The sequence below is a fragment of the Pseudoalteromonas sp. GABNS16E genome (genome assembly GCF_028598715.1).
Taxonomy (GTDB): Bacteria; Pseudomonadota; Gammaproteobacteria; order Enterobacterales; family Alteromonadaceae; genus Pseudoalteromonas; species Pseudoalteromonas atlantica.
This window is the reverse complement of record NZ_JAQREZ010000011.1, coordinates 1-15,327: the sequence shown is the minus strand read 5'-3', so window position 1 is coordinate 15,327 and position 15,327 is coordinate 1. Positions and strand designations below refer to the sequence as shown.

Here is a 15,327-nt window from a genome sequence, read left to right as displayed (position 1 = left end):
AGCCGGCCACTTTTTTATAGTTATTAAAATTGTAAAAAAGCGGCTTACATACTTCTGCGTTTATTTTTCTGTTATTTCCTGCCTATTCGCATGCAAAAAGATTACTATTTAAGCAGTCAGCTTACTGATTGTTAAAATAAAGGTTTTTGCTAGTGACAAGCCTTAAAAAACTTTTTATACTGCAACCCGCTTTAGTCGCTCAGTGGCTAAACGCTTCAAAAATTAACTACCTTGTAGTTATACAAAGTTGGCCCCTTAGCTCAGTTGGTTAGAGCACACGACTCATAATCGTTAGGTCCCCAGTTCGAGTCTGGGAGGGGCCACCACTTTCCAAAGCTTTCAAAGTAAATACCTACTAACCGAAATTACCCTGTGCTACCTCTGTGCTACTTTTAGTTTCGCGGAAAACACCTCTATATTTTTGAACTGATTAATCCCTCACTTTTAACTGAGTTCCACTTCTAATCAGAAAAGCTTGTTGCTATATGATCGGATATTGTTTTGCTTGATAATATTCAACATTCAGGTAAACCGTTCCCACATTAAGTAAATGCTATAATATTCATCGTTCTGAGCAATAGGAAGCGAATTATGGACACTAATGAATACTATTTTCTAAAGAGCTTTTTAAAGCCCAAAAGCTTATTGAAAATGTTGAGCATGAGAGATTGGACTAGTTACTTAGGCTGTGATGCAAAGCTTGCTTTAAATAAATTTGAAAAAGAAGGGGTTTTACAGTCAGCTAGTACACAGGATGTTGTCACAGCGGCTCACTCTGCTCCAGAGTTAAAAAAGATTTCTCAAAACCTCAACCTACCAACTTCTGGTACAAAACCTGTTTTAGTTTGTAGAATTTTGGAAGTAGAACCAAATTATTTTAATGGCAATTCATTAGAGCATGATTTCTTTGTTTGTTCCTGTGAGGGGGCGAAACAAATTGAAGCTAAAGGAAAAATCATCAAAAATGAGATGAGTACTGCAGTTGAGCTATCAGTAAATGAAGCTCTAAATAGAAACTTTGAATGTGCTTTTGAGCCAGTCAGAAAATATCAACTGAGTTTACCATTTCCATCAGGCTTAGGAGTTGATTGGTCTAACTTTGGTGGTCCAAGAGAAATTTTTATAATTAATAGTATTCTTGATGATTGGCCACTCATCCTTTCTGAGATACAGCCTGATTTAAAGCCTCTAGTGCGTCAAGGAGCAATTTGTATGTTTCTTTGGGGACTGAAGCTGGATGGTGAACTAAGAAAGAAATTAGCTAGCAATGGTACTCACTTGGGCCCTGATGACGTATGTCGTATGATGTTATTCTTTGCACAAAACAAGTTTCGTATATTTGATGCTAAATCAAAATCTGAAGAGCTTGGTATGCCGTATATAATGAAAATTCTACGATTCGAAGGAGATTTTTGCTCTGCTTGCAAAAAACATAGAGTTGGGGATTATAGTCTCAGCGAAGTGCCGGAAATTCCGTTAGCAGACTGTCGGTGCAAAGGTGGTTGTACCATATCGCTATCGGAGGCTCTTGATATAAACAAAGTCACTACAATATGAAAGATCTCGAAGCTGAATTAATGTGTAGTAGCTTCTATTTAACCCTGCTGCGTGGGCTATTTGTGTAGGTAAATTATTTTTCTAGTTTGATGTTCACTGATTGCGTGAGCTTGGCTGGAGTGTAGGCACGAGACTTTTCGATTACCTCTTTTTCGTATTTTTTAACACTCAGTGTTTCTTTTATGCTTGTATTTTAATATCGAAAGGCGATGGCTGGATTTGCATATAAAGATTTAAATAGGTGAATAAGTAGCCTCTAGCAATGGCTTGCTAGAGGCTTTAACCAATTAATTTACTAGGTACTTACTGTTAGTACGAATGTAAATAGTGGCTGTTTTGTCGCTAGTGTTCTCAATCGTGTGGGTAAAGTTACCGGTTGATTCTACATAGCTGCCTGCGCTTAGGTTTTGCGCTTTATCTTGCTCGCTTGAGCTGTACTCAACGGCGCCGGCTATAACAACAGCACGAAATTCGCTTGCATCTGTTTTTATTTCACCTTTAAAGCCGGCAGGAAGTTTAATCATTGAGCCGTTCATATCGGCTGTACTTCCCCAAAGGTAGGCGGTTTGCACGCCTTGGGCGTTAATGTCGTTTAAATCGCTGCTGTTTAGCCATACCATGTTGTCTGCATGTAGGTTTAACGGGCGCTCACCATTATCAAACTGGGCATTAGTTGGTTTAACTAAGTACGGCCCTGAGTCGATTTCTAAGTAAATTAAGTTTGTTTCAGCATTGGCTGCTGTGGTGTGGTTTTCACCTGCAGGTTGTGTCCAAAACGAACCCGCTGGCATCCACATCTTTTCAGCTGTTGGGTCGTCATTATGCATTTGCCCTTCAATAACGATACCGCGGTAGGTAATGTTGTGAATGTGCGGCGGAGATTCAAAGCCTTTTTTAAAGCGTACTAACATGCCTGTTGCAGTGTCGGTTGTGCGGTTTCCCCATAAATCTGCAGCGCCAGGGCTTTTATCACCACGTAGCGGGTTTAAGTAACCCCAGTCAATATTGCTTGCAGCAACAACTTGTGATGTGCTTTGCTCTGCAGAGGCTGGCGTTGATATAAGTGTTGCAACCAGTGCAAGAGTTGATGCGTTTAGTAAAAATTTCATTTAAAAGCTCCGTTAAGTTGGTATAGCGCTATAGTACGGCTTAAAATTCAGTCAATAAATGGGCATAAGTTAAATACACTTTCGCAAAAACGTGGATAATAACGCTATAGTTGCGCATGCTGGTTTATGCAATAAGAGGGTTTGATGAAAATAGCTGATTTACAAGTATTACTCAAAGTGGCTGAGCTGCAATCAATTACAGCTGCTGCAAATCAATTAGATATGAGCTCATCGGCTGCAAGTGTCTCATTAAAGCGAATAGAGCAGGCGCTTGGGGCACAAATATTTGTACGCACAACAAGGCAAATTCGCCTCACGCCCGAAGGGGAACGGTATTTACCTCTGTGTCAGCAGGCTCTCGATTTATTGCAACAAGGGCAAGTGCTTATTCATGAGGAACAGCAATCTATTAGTGGTGAAGTGCGAATAGCAGTGTCATCGGAAATGGGGCGCAACCTTATGCGGGTATTACTAAATAATATTATGGATAAACACAGTGAAGTGACGCTGCGCTTACAAGCAAGCGACAGCCGCGCTGATTTTTACCGTGATGGAATTGATGTTGCGCTGCGCGCCTTAACTAAAGAGGCCGCACAGGAGCTAAATTTATACGGCTTTAAAATTTGTAACATAGCACACGTGCTATGCGCCTCGCCAGATTACATTAAAAAGCACGGTGAGCCGTTAACGCCAGATGACCTACTGAATCATAATGCCCTTTTATATAAGCTCTACGAGGTAGTGCATGATGGGTGGGAGCTGTATAACGATAACCAAAAATACAAGGTTAAAATGAGCAGCGACCGCGCCGTTAACGATGGCGATATAGTAAGGCGTTGGTGTGTTGATGGCACCGGGATAGCCAAAAAATCGGCCATTGATGTAGCTGAAGATTTATTAGCGGGCAGACTAAAAAGGTTAATGCCCGATTACAAAATCCCCCTCACTGAAATGTGGTTAGTACTGCCTAGCCGCCAGCTTATAACGCCTGCCATTAGGCTTATTCGTGACGAGTTAAAACACACTATTAGCCAATTAAGAAAAAACCTGATTGCGCAAGGGATAATTAACGAGCAAGAGTGGCCCGATTCACCCTAGTGCACCTTACGCGAGGTTAGTGTTGCTAGCCTTGCGCCTTTAAAATTTAATTCGCTTTCCTGTGGTGGATTAAATTAAAATACACGCTCTTCTTTTATGTTCTATTTTCTAATTATTGAGCTTATTGCTCAGCCGATCCTATATTTATTCTAAGCAAGTGTTTGTTAAGTCCTTTATCCATTTACAGGTATCGTATGTTACTTAAACAAAAAGTTTATATTAGTCTTACTTTGGCTATTGTTGTGCCGTTAGCGGTTTCTACATTTTTATTTTCAAATAGTATTCAAAATCATACCGATGAAAAGCTCGCAAAGGTTGATTTACCCACCGCACTGAGTGAAGTAAAAAGCAAAATTGAACTCGAACTTGCCACTCCTATAATTGTTGCCAAAGAAATTGCGCAAAACAGCTTTGTTAAACAGTGGCTAAGTAACGGTGAGAGTGAGCAAGCAAGAGCCGATTATATTAATTATTTAGCCAGTATTAAAAAAGATAACAACGCAGTTATTGCTTATATAATTTCCAAAAATACCAACAACTATTACACCGATATTGGCATATCTAGACAGATAGATAGAAGCGAAGATGTATGGTTTGATCAGTTTTTATCTTCTAACAGACCCTTTGAAATAGCACTGGATATAGATAAAACCACAAATAGCATGGTGGTTTTTATTAACTATGCACTGCAAATTAACGGTGAGCGTACCGCCATTACCGGCATGGGGCGCTCGCTCGATTCTATGATCAACTTAATTAACGAATACCGTATTGGCGAAGCCGGTGTGGTGTATTTGGTCTCTGATGAAGGTGAGGTAATGCTTCACAGTGACAGAAGTAAAATGGGTCAAAAAATTAATATTAACGATATTAAAAATGGCGCCATTATTAGTAAAACAATGGCAGGTGAAGATTATGTTGTGTCGAGTACGTCTATTGAGTCATTAGGTTGGCATTTAGTGGCAGAAGTGCCCGAGCAGCAGTTATACGGGCCAATAAATAGTGCCATTAATAGCAATTTATTATTTGGTGTGATCATCGCCATTATAGGCTTTGCCTTGGCCAGAGTTTTAGTGTCGCAAATATTTAAACCCATTGAAAACATAACTGCTGCAGTGAGCGCGTTAACTAAAAAAGATGGCGATTTAACAGTAAGGCTGCCTACTAACGATAACAACGAAATATCAGAGCTTGCCGCTAACTTTAATTTATTTTTAGAGCAGTTACATGGCATGTTTAAGCAAGTGTCGGACTCAGCAAACCACGTTAAAAGCATTTCAGAAAATGTGTTAGTACAAGTGCAGGGTGCGGCTAACTTGGCCGAGGTACAATCATCTAGCACGCAAACGGTGGCGGCAGCCGTTAACGAAATGGAAGTAACCGTACAAGACATTTCAAACAGTGCCAGTAACGCCTCTGACATTGCGACTTCAACAGAAGAAGCGACTCATAAAGGAGTAGAGTTTGTAAATAGCACGATAAAGCAAATGGAGCAGCTAGAAAACGCCATGGCTACCTCGGTTGCCTCGGTAACTGAGCTTTCAGGTGAGATAAAGTCAATTACGCAGGTGCTTGATGTTATTAAAGCAATATCGGAGCAAACTAACTTACTGGCACTCAATGCTGCCATAGAAGCTGCGCGGGCAGGTGAACACGGCCGTGGTTTTGCCGTTGTAGCCGATGAAGTAAGAACCCTTGCTATGCGTACTGCAGAGTCGACCGAGCAAATTAACGAAATGATAGACACGTTAAATTCTAAGGCTTCAAGTACGGTGTCGGCTATAGAGCTTGGCAGTAAAAATACCCTAGAAAACGCCGAACGTTTAAAAGTAACAGGGAGTACCTTAACGGGTATATCTCAAGAAATTGTTACGCTAAGTGAGCTAAATAGCTCAGTGGCTACAGCCACCCGCGAGCAAACGTTGGCTACCTCAGAAATTAGTCAAAATGTGGTGATGATTTCTGATTCTGCTGAGCAAACAAAACAAAATATGAAAACCTCAGAGCAGCTATGCAATGGGCTAAATGAAGAGTCGAATATATTAAAAGACTTACTGGGTAAGTTTACACTCTAAAAAGTGACAACATTAAGCTAAAAAACGCGTTGTAACTTAGTTAATCTAAGCTTTGGTTAAGAGGTTTATTATCCAAAGCTTAGGTTAAAAAAACGCGTTTTTAAAAGGGTTAATTTTTACGGTAAATTTCGTGTTGAATGTCGTAAATATTAACGCTTAAGCTGTCAGAATCTCGGCAATAAGTTTTTAAGCACTCAAGCAAGCTCTCGCTTAACATTTGTTTTTGTTCAATAGAGCGCCCGGCCATGATATGCGCCGCAATATGAATAAACCCTTCTTTTCCTTCACCTAGCTGGTATTGCTGATAAGCAATGGCGCGGGTTTTAATGGTTTCTAAGTCAAACAAACCACTTTGAAAAGTCGCGTTGTGCACTTTTTCAACAAGTACTTGCGGTAATACAGGAAGATCTTCAGAGTGTTCAATAATAATGTGCGGCATTTACGCGTTTCCTATTATGATTTACTACGTGGGCGTACGTATAATTGTACCAAAGCCTGAACTGTGCGCTAACCCCTCAATGGCCTAAATTTAGTTGTATTAATTTTTGATGGTAGTATAAAAACAGTCACGTGAACCTTCGCTTATAAAGCAAAATTAAGGATTAATATGAAATTACCACACCGCTTTAAACGTTTAGCTGTGCTATTAAGTGCAGTGGTTACCTTAAGTGCCTGCTCAGATGATGTTGCATCGGTGAGCTTAGGGCTGTTTACTACTAAAGATGTAGTGGTAAATTCCCAGCAAGACCCACTAGTAAAAGGGGTTACGTGCCATATTAGCCATATTGAGGCCGACTTAGATTTTTCAGATCCCTCTGATATGTCTATTGCGTGTCGTCAAACTGGGCCAATTACAGCCGATATGTTACAAGCAATAGATCGCAGTAAGTCGGGCGAAGTGGTGTTTAAGTCATCAAAAAGTATTTTATTTAAATCGCTAAAAGTGCGCCGTATTTACGATGCACAAAACCGCACATTACTGTACTTATCGTACTCGACTAAAGAGTCGAGCGGCAGCCACCACCACGCACTTTCAACTGTGCCTTTATACAATACACAAGCTTGGAACTGGGCACTTGAACAAAAATAAGAGCACACTATGTTAGCGTTATTTAAATCAAAGCCGCTGCTAGAACAAGCCGAGCAGCAGTGGCTAATTGATACCTTTATTTGGGCGGTAGAGCACTTTGATGCCGCATTTTTTACCAAGCACACGCAAATAATATTGCCAACGGTGGCGCATTTTCCTGATTCGGTATCGAGTATTGAGGAAATGGCCACTAAGGTATTTGTACGAGTACGTAATTACGCAGGTATGAGTGCGTGGCCAATACAATTAGTTGCGCCACAACAGTTACAGCCGCAAGTATTTCCGCATTTTGAATTTGCTGAACACTTACGCGGAGAGCAAAGCCAACTTATTGTACCGCCAAGCCACACGATTAATATCTCGTTTAATCCTAATCAAATTAATCAGCCGCAAGATTTAGTGGCCAGCTTTGCCGGCACGCTGGCTACTGTATTAATTCATCATGTTGGGGTGTTACCGCCAGGCGGTAAAGACTACTTGCCACAAGCGGCAGATGCGCTGGCCTGTTTTTTAGGGTTTGGGGTAATGATGAGCAACACTGTGTATCAATTTAAAGGCGGGTGTGGCTCGTGCTATAACCCTTATGCTAATCGTGAAGCGAAACTAAGCGAAACCCATACCGTATTTATGCACGCGCTGATCAGTTATTTTAAAAACGATCGTGACTCTAAAAAACATTTAAAGCCACATTTGCGCAGCCAATTTAAAAAAGCCCAAAAAGAGATCAAAGCATTAGTTGATAACTCTGCTAATCCGCTATTGCTTGCCTATGCACCAACTTAAACCGGATACTTGTGAACTACTTAGACGAATTTTTACTGATTGCCATCGCCCACTTTTTTGCAGTAGCCAGCCCAGGCCCCGACTTTGCCGTGGTGCTCAAACAAAGTATACAGCAGGGCAGGCGTAACGCCCTATGGACAAGCGCTGGCGTGGGCGCTGCTATTTTATTACACGTAGGATATTGCGTATTAGGGGTAGCCCTAATTTTAACGCAATCGCCTAATTTATTTATGGCATTAAAGTATGTTGCGGGGGCGTATTTAGCCTATTTAGGTGTACAAGCATTAAGGGCTGCCAAACCACCGGTAAATAAAACAGACAACATAGAAAACAAAACTACCCCACAAGAAAGCGTATGGCATGCATTTAGGCGCGGCTTTTTAACCAACGCGCTTAATCCTAAAGCCACTCTCTTTTTTATGTCGTTATTTACCTTAGTTATTAGTGTAACTACACCAACTAGCGTGCAGGTTGTGTATGGGGTTTATATGGCTCTGGCAACGTGGGTGTGGTTTTCTATGCTTTCTTTAGTGTTGTCAAAACCCAGTGTACGGGCGTTTTTTCAAAAAAGCGGCTATTGGTTTGACCGGGGTATAGGTGTTATTTTAATTGCTTTAGCCATTCGTGTAGTAATTTAACCCTAGGGAGAAGTCATGCCTATTTATAATTTTTCGTTTGGATCGAATATGTCCTCTAACCGCTTGCTTGCGCGTTTACCAAAAGCAAAGCGAGTCGGCACGGCTGTACTAAAAGGCTACGAGCTTACGTTTAATATGCTATTTAAAGATGGCTCGGGCAAGTGCAGTATTCAAAAAAGTGATGACAAAAACGCCTTGGTATATGGCGTGGTGTATGAACTTGATGAAGCCGAAAAAGCAATTTTAGACACCATAGAGGGCCCAGGCTACGACTGCGTGGCTATTAAGCCCACTTTGTTAAATGGTGAGCAAATAGAGGCCCATTGCTATATTGCAAACACTCACGATAACGATGTACTGCCATACGACTGGTATATTCAGCACGTTCATCGCGGTGCACTTGAGGCGGGCGTACCAAAAGAATACAGTGATGCAATACTTAATCGGCCGCATAAGCCCGATACAAATAAAGAGCGTGCTGATATTGAATTTGCAGTGCATCAAAAATAATAAGGATAACCATGAAACACACCAAATTAGCCAGTTTAGCGTTGCTTGCCAGTGCCACTTTTAATAGTTGGGCACAAATTAATACCACGGACTTAGAAGAGGTTATTAACACCTCAATGGCACGCTTTGACGTACCGGGTATGGCGGTAGCGGTTGTGCAAGACGATAAAGTTGTATTTGCTAAAGGGTTTGGGACAAGCAACCTCAATACAAATGCAAAAGTGAACAAAGACACACTTTTTGGTATTGCCTCAAACACAAAAGCGTTTACCAGTGCAGCGCTGGCTAAGTTGGTTGATGAAGGTAAGTTAAGCTGGGATGACAGGGTAATTGACCACTTACCTGAGTTTAGGTTGTACGACTCATACGTGACTCGCGAAATGCGTGTTCGTGATTTATTAAGCCATCGCAGTGGCTTAGGGCTTGGGCAGGGCGATTTAATGATTTGGCCAAGTACTGATAAATCTATAGAGGATATTTTAGCCGGCCTACAGTATTTAAAGCCAGCCAGCAGCTTTCGCAGCCAGTATGCCTATAACAACTTAATGTTTGTAACCGCAGGCGAAGTGGTGGCACGTGTATCAGGAATGAGCTGGAATGATTACATCGAAAAAAATATATTACAGCCTTTGCACATGGATAACTCGCGCGCGGGCTTTTCGCGTATTCCAAAAAGCAATAAAAACTGGGCAATTGGCCACATACCAATGGATGGCAAGCTCAATCCTTTTTTTGTTAACTACCTAGAAGATTTTAGAGGCGCAGGGGCTATTGCATCAAGCGTAAACGATATGAGCCAATGGTTACTAACGCAGTTAGCTGGCGGAAAAATGCCAAGCGGCGAGCAACTATTTAGTGAAAAACAGCAAGCGCAAATGTGGCACCCGCATATTACCTCTATGGCTTCTAAAAGTGCGTATGAGGCCTATCATCAGCAATTTAGAGGGTATGGGCTAGGTTGGAGTATTGAAGATTACCACGGCTTTAAAAAGCTAGGCCACGGCGGGGGCATTTTAGGTATGGTGTCGCAAGTCACATTATTGCCTGAGAAAAAACTTGGCATTGTTATTTTATCTAATCAGCAAGCATTTAGTGCACTTTCGGCAGTAACCCACGAAGTGCTTGAAGATGCCCTTGAACTTGAAGATAAAGACTGGGTTGAAGAGTTGGCTAAAAAACATTTTGCGAGTAAACAAAAAGCCTACGCCAATGCAAAACCCGACACCCCAGCAGATTACCAGCCACAGTTACCTAATATAAATTACACCGGCACGTTACATGACGATTGGTACGGCGATGTAATTATTGAGCAACTAGATGGCAAACTACGTATTGATTTTACCCATACCAAACGCTTAAAAGGCACGCTTGAGCATTACACGGGTAATACGTTTATTGTTAAGTGGGATGAAAAGCTACTCGAGGCCGATGCGTTTATTCGTTTTGATATGGGCGCAAACAACCGTGTTAATAGCGCAAATATGCGCGCGGTATCAACAGCGGTAACAGACTTTAGTTTTGATTTTAGAAACCTTAATTTAAAAGCTAAGTAGTGATGCTATACACCAAAGTCGCAAAGCCACCGTAAGGTGGCTTTGTTATATTAAGCACTCACATTAAAGGAGCGTTTATGCGTACTGCAGTTATTTCACATCCTCATTGCCGTAAACATAAAATGATTGACGATCATCCTGAGTGCCCAGAGCGCCTAGACGCTATTGCAGATAGACTTTTGGCAAGTGGGGTAGATATTGGCTTAACGCATCTACAAGCGCCTAAAGCGCAGCGTGAGCATTACTTATTAGCCCATGATGAGTCATTAGTTAACCTTGTGGAGCGCTTAGTTCCTGAGCAGGGGCTACATAACCTTGATGGCGACACCTGGCTTTGCCCTGATTCGTTTAAAGCGATAGAGCGCGCCGTAGGAGCAGGGTTGTTGGCTGTAGATGAAATACTCGCAGATAAACTCGATGCGGCGTTTTGCGCTGTACGTCCGCCCGGGCATCATGCCAATGCATACGCTTCATCTGGGTTTTGTGTATTTAATAATTTAGCTATAGCGGTTAAGTATGCCCAAAGTAAAGGCATTAAACGTATAGCAATTGCTGATTTTGACGTACACCATGGTAATGGCACCCAAGACATATTTATAAACGATGAAAACGTATTACTTTGTTCGCTATTTCAATATCCATTTTACCCAAACACGGCCGTAGAAAATAACAGCCACATAGTTAACTCCCCTTTGCCAATTGCCAGTAGTGGCGATGATTTAAAAGAAGTGTTTAATACCCAATGGTTGCCAAAATTAAAAGCCTTTAAGCCAGAGCTGCTATTTATTAGTGCAGGGTTTGATGCCCACCTAGAAGATGACATGGCAAGTTTAAAGTTTGTAGAAGATGACTACAGCTGGCTTACAGAGCAATTATGCGACGTTGCAAAAGAGAGTGGCTGCAAAGGTGTTATATCTTACCTTGAAGGGGGCTATGCGCTATCAGCATTAGGAAGAAGTGCTGTAGCGCATATAAAAGTGCTTAGTGAGTACTAATACCAATCCGCAATAATACTTAATTAAGCGAATTGGTATAACTAAGGGTTATAAACCTAGTAAATCAAACGCCTGCTTGGTATTAAGGGTTTTAATTTTGCCAAGGCAGCATTGCCCTTCATTTAATAAATAAGTGGTGACCAGTTGCGCTAGCTGCTCCTGTGAAAGAGGGGCGCATGCAGCGCCTTGCAGGTCAACGTACTCACCTTGCTTGTTCAACACGCGCACATTACTAAGCTCACTTTGCGTAACGCTGTGCAAACACGCTTCTTGTTCTTGTTTATCGTGCGCTATTTCAAGCTCATTATAAACAATTAATAACTGTGGAAAGCTGTTTAGCATAGTTACCCTACTGTTACCTCGTATGAGGTAAATTTACGCACATTAATAACGCCAGTATCAAAAATTAAGTACTGACCTTTTATACCTTGCAGCACGCCGCTCACTACTGGGTTTTTATCAAAATTAAACGAGCTAATTTTAGTGGGGTACTCTGTTACCGGAAAGTTTAAATCAACCACGTCTTCATCAAGTTGCTCTATGGCTGTGGCACCAAATAACTCGCTTAGCTCGTTTAATTTATCGCTAATTTGCGGGATCAGCTCTGCCGCGGCGGCTTTAAGGTCAATGGCTTCGTTTTGGCCCTTTAGCATGTTACGCCAATTGGTTTTATCGGCAATAAACTCGGCCAATGCCACCTCAACTAAGCCTGATTGCAAACGTGTTTGCACTTTAAAAATAGGCAGTGCTTGAGTGGCGCCTTGATCAACCCAACGTGTCGGTATTTGTGTATGGCGAGTAATGCCTACTTTAAGCCCAGAGGTATTGGCTAAATACACATAATGCGGGATCATGCAGTTTTCTTCGCCCCATTGCGGCTCGCGACAGGTGCCTTTATCGTAATGGCAGGTTTCTGGTTTCATAATGCACATATCGCAGCTGGCAAGCTTGCGCATGCACACAAAACAGTGGCCTTGCGAGTAACTCTTTTTGGTTTTTTTGCCACAGTTTGAGCATAAAATGGTACCGCTAAACGTCAGCGTTAACTCTTTACCAATGAGTGCGTTTAGGTCGACTAGGTTGTCGCCCACAGGAAGATGATATTGAACCGGCTCTGTTAAGCTCGATTTTAATTTACGCAAAGTGCCTTGCATCTTTACTTGGCCCCTAAAGATGTTGATATTAAAACGTGGAGTTTAACATCTTTAAACTGTATTGGCTTTTTAAGAAATACAAATAGTCATCTAGGGGAAGTGGCTTAGCGTATAGGTAACCTTGCGCTCTGTCGGCGCCCATTTCTTTTAATAAGTGATGTACATCTTGGGTTTCTATGCCTTCCATGGTTATAGATAGCCCTAGGTTATGTGCCATATCTATAGCGGTTTGCACAATCACTTTATTGGCGGTGTTATTTGTTAAATCAAATACAAACGATTTATCTACTTTGAGCTCCGTAAAGCGGTAATTAACCAAATAACTTAGCGATGAATAGCCAGTGCCAAAGTCATCAAGGACCACGCGCACCCCTAAATCAGAAAGCTCATTAACCAATGAAATAAGCGCTTCGTGGCTTTCGACTAATGCTGACTCCGTTAATTCAAACTTAAGAAGCTGTGCCGGAACTTGGTATTTTATAAGGACGTTTTCGACTTTTTCGGCTAGGTTTTTAATCGACAGATTTTTAGCACTTAAATTTACGCTAATTGGGTGATCGTTATAGCCTTGCTCGGTTAGTTTGAGGATATCCTTACAGGCTTGCTCAATAACCCATAAGGTAAGCTCGTTAATAATACCTGTGTGCTCAGCAAGGGTGATCAGCTCTTCTATCGATACGCCTTTAAAAGCCGGGTCGGGCCAACGTAGCAGCGCTTCGGCGCCACATACTTGATTAAAGTTCAACCCTATTTGAGGCTGATAATACAACGCTAGTTGGTTGTCTTTAATTGCTTTTTGTAATTTAGCGGCCAATGCCACATCCATTAATATATTACTGCCGTTAGAAGCGCTTACCACTAAATCGTTATTACTTTTAGCTTTTTTAAGTGCCAAGTAACCCCGTTTCGTCCAGTATTCAAAGTCGTCACTGTGGGCTGCGCTACTAATCCCTATGTTATAGGTAAGTTGTAAGTTTAAACCTTGAATTTCGTATTGCTTGGGCAGGCTATTTATAACTTTAATTAAGGCCCCTTCAAGTGACTCCTGGTTTTGGTTTTTAGTAGATATGCAGGCAAATACCCCGCTGCCTAAGTCGGCTAAGCGGGGGCTATTATTAAAATCTGTATCGAGATTGGTAAATTCGCGCTCATGGCTAAGCTCTAACTCTATTTGTTTAGCCACGCGCTTTATTAAAGTGTAGCCCTGCGATGGGGTAATAATGGTATTGAGCGAGTTAAAATGGCGAATTTTAATTAAACACAAGGTGGTATTTCGCCCCTGTGCTTGTAAGCTCATAAACGCTTGTTTTAATTTGGCACTGTTAAGTAATTTAGTTTGCTGTGTATGTGTAGCATGATAAAGCGCACGCTCGCGCTGGTAGCGCACTCTATCGGCAAGTGCCATAGCCATTAAAATAACTTCACACAATATAGCCACTAAAAACGCGTGACGAATCGCAAAGCTATAATCCAAATAGCCTGTTAACTCTAATGGCTGTATTGCCGCGCCAACAATGAGGGGAACCCACGAAAAAACGTAAAACTTCGCCCACCTAAAGCCCGTGCGTAGTTTGTTATAAATTAAAATAACACACGTAATATATAACAAGCTTAATACACAAAAAAAGATGGGAGCTGCAATGTACTCGGGTATAAATAAAGTGGTGATTGATAATAAAAATATTAAAATAAGTAGCGCTTTACTCATTTTATAGCGCCAGCATTTGTCCTTGTGGTAGCGCAAAAACATGGTGCAAAAGGCGAGCGTAAAAAAGGCCATTGCGTAGTTTGAAAAAATCACTTTTTCGTGTAAGTACAATTGCCACTCTAGGGGCCACAAGTAAAAGCCAAAGCCCATTACAATGCCCATTAAACACAGCGCACTAATTATATAGCCTATATAAACTAAATAAACGCGGTCTTTAATCCCAAAATAAAGCACTAAATTATACAGGGCAGCCATTAATAACACGCCGGCAAATATGCCCCAAATTCCGGTTTGCGAGCGAACTAAATCAACAAATTCTTTATGGCGGTACAAATTAACCGGGGTTTTGCTGATCCCCGTCGTATCTAATTTTATGGCTAAGCGCTCTGTTGTTTTACTCTCAAGTGCAAAACGTATATGCGGTACGCTATATTGAAAAAGCGTGAGGGACTTTACTTTATCACCTAATTTATAGCTTTCTATAAGCTCATTTCTTTTGTTTAACCGATACACGCTTAGGTGATCAACCATCGGGTTATCGAAATGGGCAACAATGTCTTGAGCATCTAAACTTTTATTTTCAAGGGCTATAAATAGCCAATAGTTTTGCTGCTTAAAGCTCCACTGAATATCGGTTAACGGCTGGTGGGTGATTAGCTCGGGATTTAAAATAATATCGTTGAGTGTGTGAGATTTACTTTCATCTATGTAGTAGGCAAAGTCTAAATATACAGGCGTGGTTTTATCGATGGTATAGCGAGTCGGCACAACCAGGTTAGAAGCGAGTGTGCTAATAATATAAAATATGAAAATCAGTATGGCTATGGCCGCGGCATGATAACGTAAAGTTTTCGTTTCCAACGTTGTATACTTGTAATAACTCTTTTAATTAGTGTAGCACTAAAAAAGCGCATATAAACTGCGCTTTTTTAGGGGCTGTTGATCTTTGTAGTACATATATCAATCAGCCCACATTGGTAGCCACATCATAGTAAATGCTAAAGCGAGCATTGAATGATAATTTCGTTCAAGCTTTTCATACCGCGTGGCTATCCCT

The 15,327-nt window shown here is 41.3% G+C and carries 14 protein-coding genes, 1 tRNA gene and 1 pseudogene; 10 read left to right on the top strand and 6 right to left on the bottom strand.

From position 1 onward, the window contains the following. Positions 1–249: 249 nt before the first annotated feature. Positions 250–326, top strand: a tRNA-Ile gene (locus tag PSI06_RS06670). Between the two features lie 265 nt (positions 327–591). Next, positions 592–1,557: an SAP domain-containing protein gene (locus tag PSI06_RS06665; RefSeq protein ID WP_273603302.1), complete on the top strand. Its 966-nt coding sequence runs from the start codon at positions 592–594 to the stop codon at positions 1,555–1,557. 287 nt (positions 1,558–1,844) lie between these two features. Here the strand turns inward: PSI06_RS06665 and PSI06_RS06660 are convergent, their stop codons facing one another. Beyond that, positions 1,845–2,666, bottom strand: a complete 822-nt coding sequence (locus PSI06_RS06660) for a DUF4437 domain-containing protein (RefSeq protein WP_273603303.1) — start codon at positions 2,664–2,666, stop codon at positions 1,845–1,847. A gap of 144 nt (positions 2,667–2,810) precedes the next feature. On the opposite strand from PSI06_RS06660, the gene PSI06_RS06655 reads away from it, so the two are divergent. Further along, entirely contained in the window at positions 2,811–3,764 is a 954-nt protein-coding gene (locus tag PSI06_RS06655) for a LysR family transcriptional regulator (RefSeq protein ID WP_256851377.1), read from the top strand. 194 nt (positions 3,765–3,958) lie between these two features. Continuing rightward, a complete protein-coding gene (locus tag PSI06_RS06650) occupies positions 3,959–5,839 on the top strand; it encodes a methyl-accepting chemotaxis protein (RefSeq protein WP_273603304.1) in 1,881 nt (626 codons plus the stop codon). A gap of 109 nt (positions 5,840–5,948) precedes the next feature. On the opposite strand, the gene PSI06_RS06645 is transcribed toward PSI06_RS06650, so the two are convergent. Then, the gene (locus PSI06_RS06645) at positions 5,949–6,278 is read right to left on the bottom strand and encodes a 5-carboxymethyl-2-hydroxymuconate Delta-isomerase (RefSeq protein WP_004588643.1); all 330 of its coding nucleotides are present in this window, start codon (positions 6,276–6,278) and stop codon (positions 5,949–5,951) included. 168 nt (positions 6,279–6,446) lie between these two features. Here PSI06_RS06645 and PSI06_RS06640 point away from each other — a divergent pair, with 168 nt between their 5' ends. The 6 genes from PSI06_RS06640 (at position 6,447) to PSI06_RS06615 (ending at position 11,408) form a co-directional block, all read left to right on the top strand. Then, the gene (locus PSI06_RS06640) at positions 6,447–6,929 is read left to right on the top strand and encodes a CreA family protein (protein WP_004588642.1); all 483 of its coding nucleotides are present in this window, start codon (positions 6,447–6,449) and stop codon (positions 6,927–6,929) included. Between the two features lie 9 nt (positions 6,930–6,938). After that, on the top strand, positions 6,939–7,712 hold the full coding sequence (locus PSI06_RS06635; protein WP_273603305.1) for a hypothetical protein: 774 nt from the start codon (positions 6,939–6,941) through the stop codon (positions 7,710–7,712). Positions 7,713–7,723: 11 nt separating this feature from the next. Beyond that, on the top strand, positions 7,724–8,350 hold the full coding sequence (locus PSI06_RS06630; protein ID WP_024031424.1) for a LysE family translocator: 627 nt from the start codon (positions 7,724–7,726) through the stop codon (positions 8,348–8,350). Between the two features lie 15 nt (positions 8,351–8,365). Continuing rightward, positions 8,366–8,860, top strand: coding sequence for a gamma-glutamylcyclotransferase family protein (locus PSI06_RS06625; protein ID WP_004588639.1), 495 nt, complete (start codon positions 8,366–8,368; stop codon positions 8,858–8,860). 11 nt (positions 8,861–8,871) lie between these two features. Then, complete coding sequence (locus PSI06_RS06620) at positions 8,872–10,413, top strand: serine hydrolase (RefSeq protein WP_273603306.1); 1,542 nt, start codon at positions 8,872–8,874, stop codon at positions 10,411–10,413. Positions 10,414–10,490: 77 nt separating this feature from the next. After that, the gene (locus PSI06_RS06615; protein WP_273603307.1) at positions 10,491–11,408 is read left to right on the top strand and encodes a histone deacetylase family protein; all 918 of its coding nucleotides are present in this window, start codon (positions 10,491–10,493) and stop codon (positions 11,406–11,408) included. 48 nt (positions 11,409–11,456) lie between these two features. On the opposite strand, the gene PSI06_RS06610 is transcribed toward PSI06_RS06615, so the two are convergent. The 4 genes and pseudogenes from PSI06_RS06610 to PSI06_RS06595 all read right to left on the bottom strand — a co-directional run. Further along, positions 11,457–11,750 (bottom strand): hypothetical protein, encoded by a 294-nt coding sequence (locus tag PSI06_RS06610; RefSeq protein ID WP_004588636.1) that lies wholly within the window; start codon positions 11,748–11,750, stop codon positions 11,457–11,459. 2 nt (positions 11,751–11,752) lie between these two features. After that, positions 11,753–12,562, bottom strand: a complete 810-nt coding sequence (locus PSI06_RS06605; protein WP_055252638.1) for a DUF2797 domain-containing protein — start codon at positions 12,560–12,562, stop codon at positions 11,753–11,755. Between the two features lie 28 nt (positions 12,563–12,590). Next, positions 12,591–15,131, bottom strand: coding sequence for an EAL domain-containing protein (locus PSI06_RS06600; protein WP_273603308.1), 2,541 nt, complete (start codon positions 15,129–15,131; stop codon positions 12,591–12,593). Positions 15,132–15,230: 99 nt separating this feature from the next. After that, positions 15,231–15,327 (bottom strand): annotated as a pseudogene (locus PSI06_RS06595) (IS5/IS1182 family transposase); the annotation flags it as partial.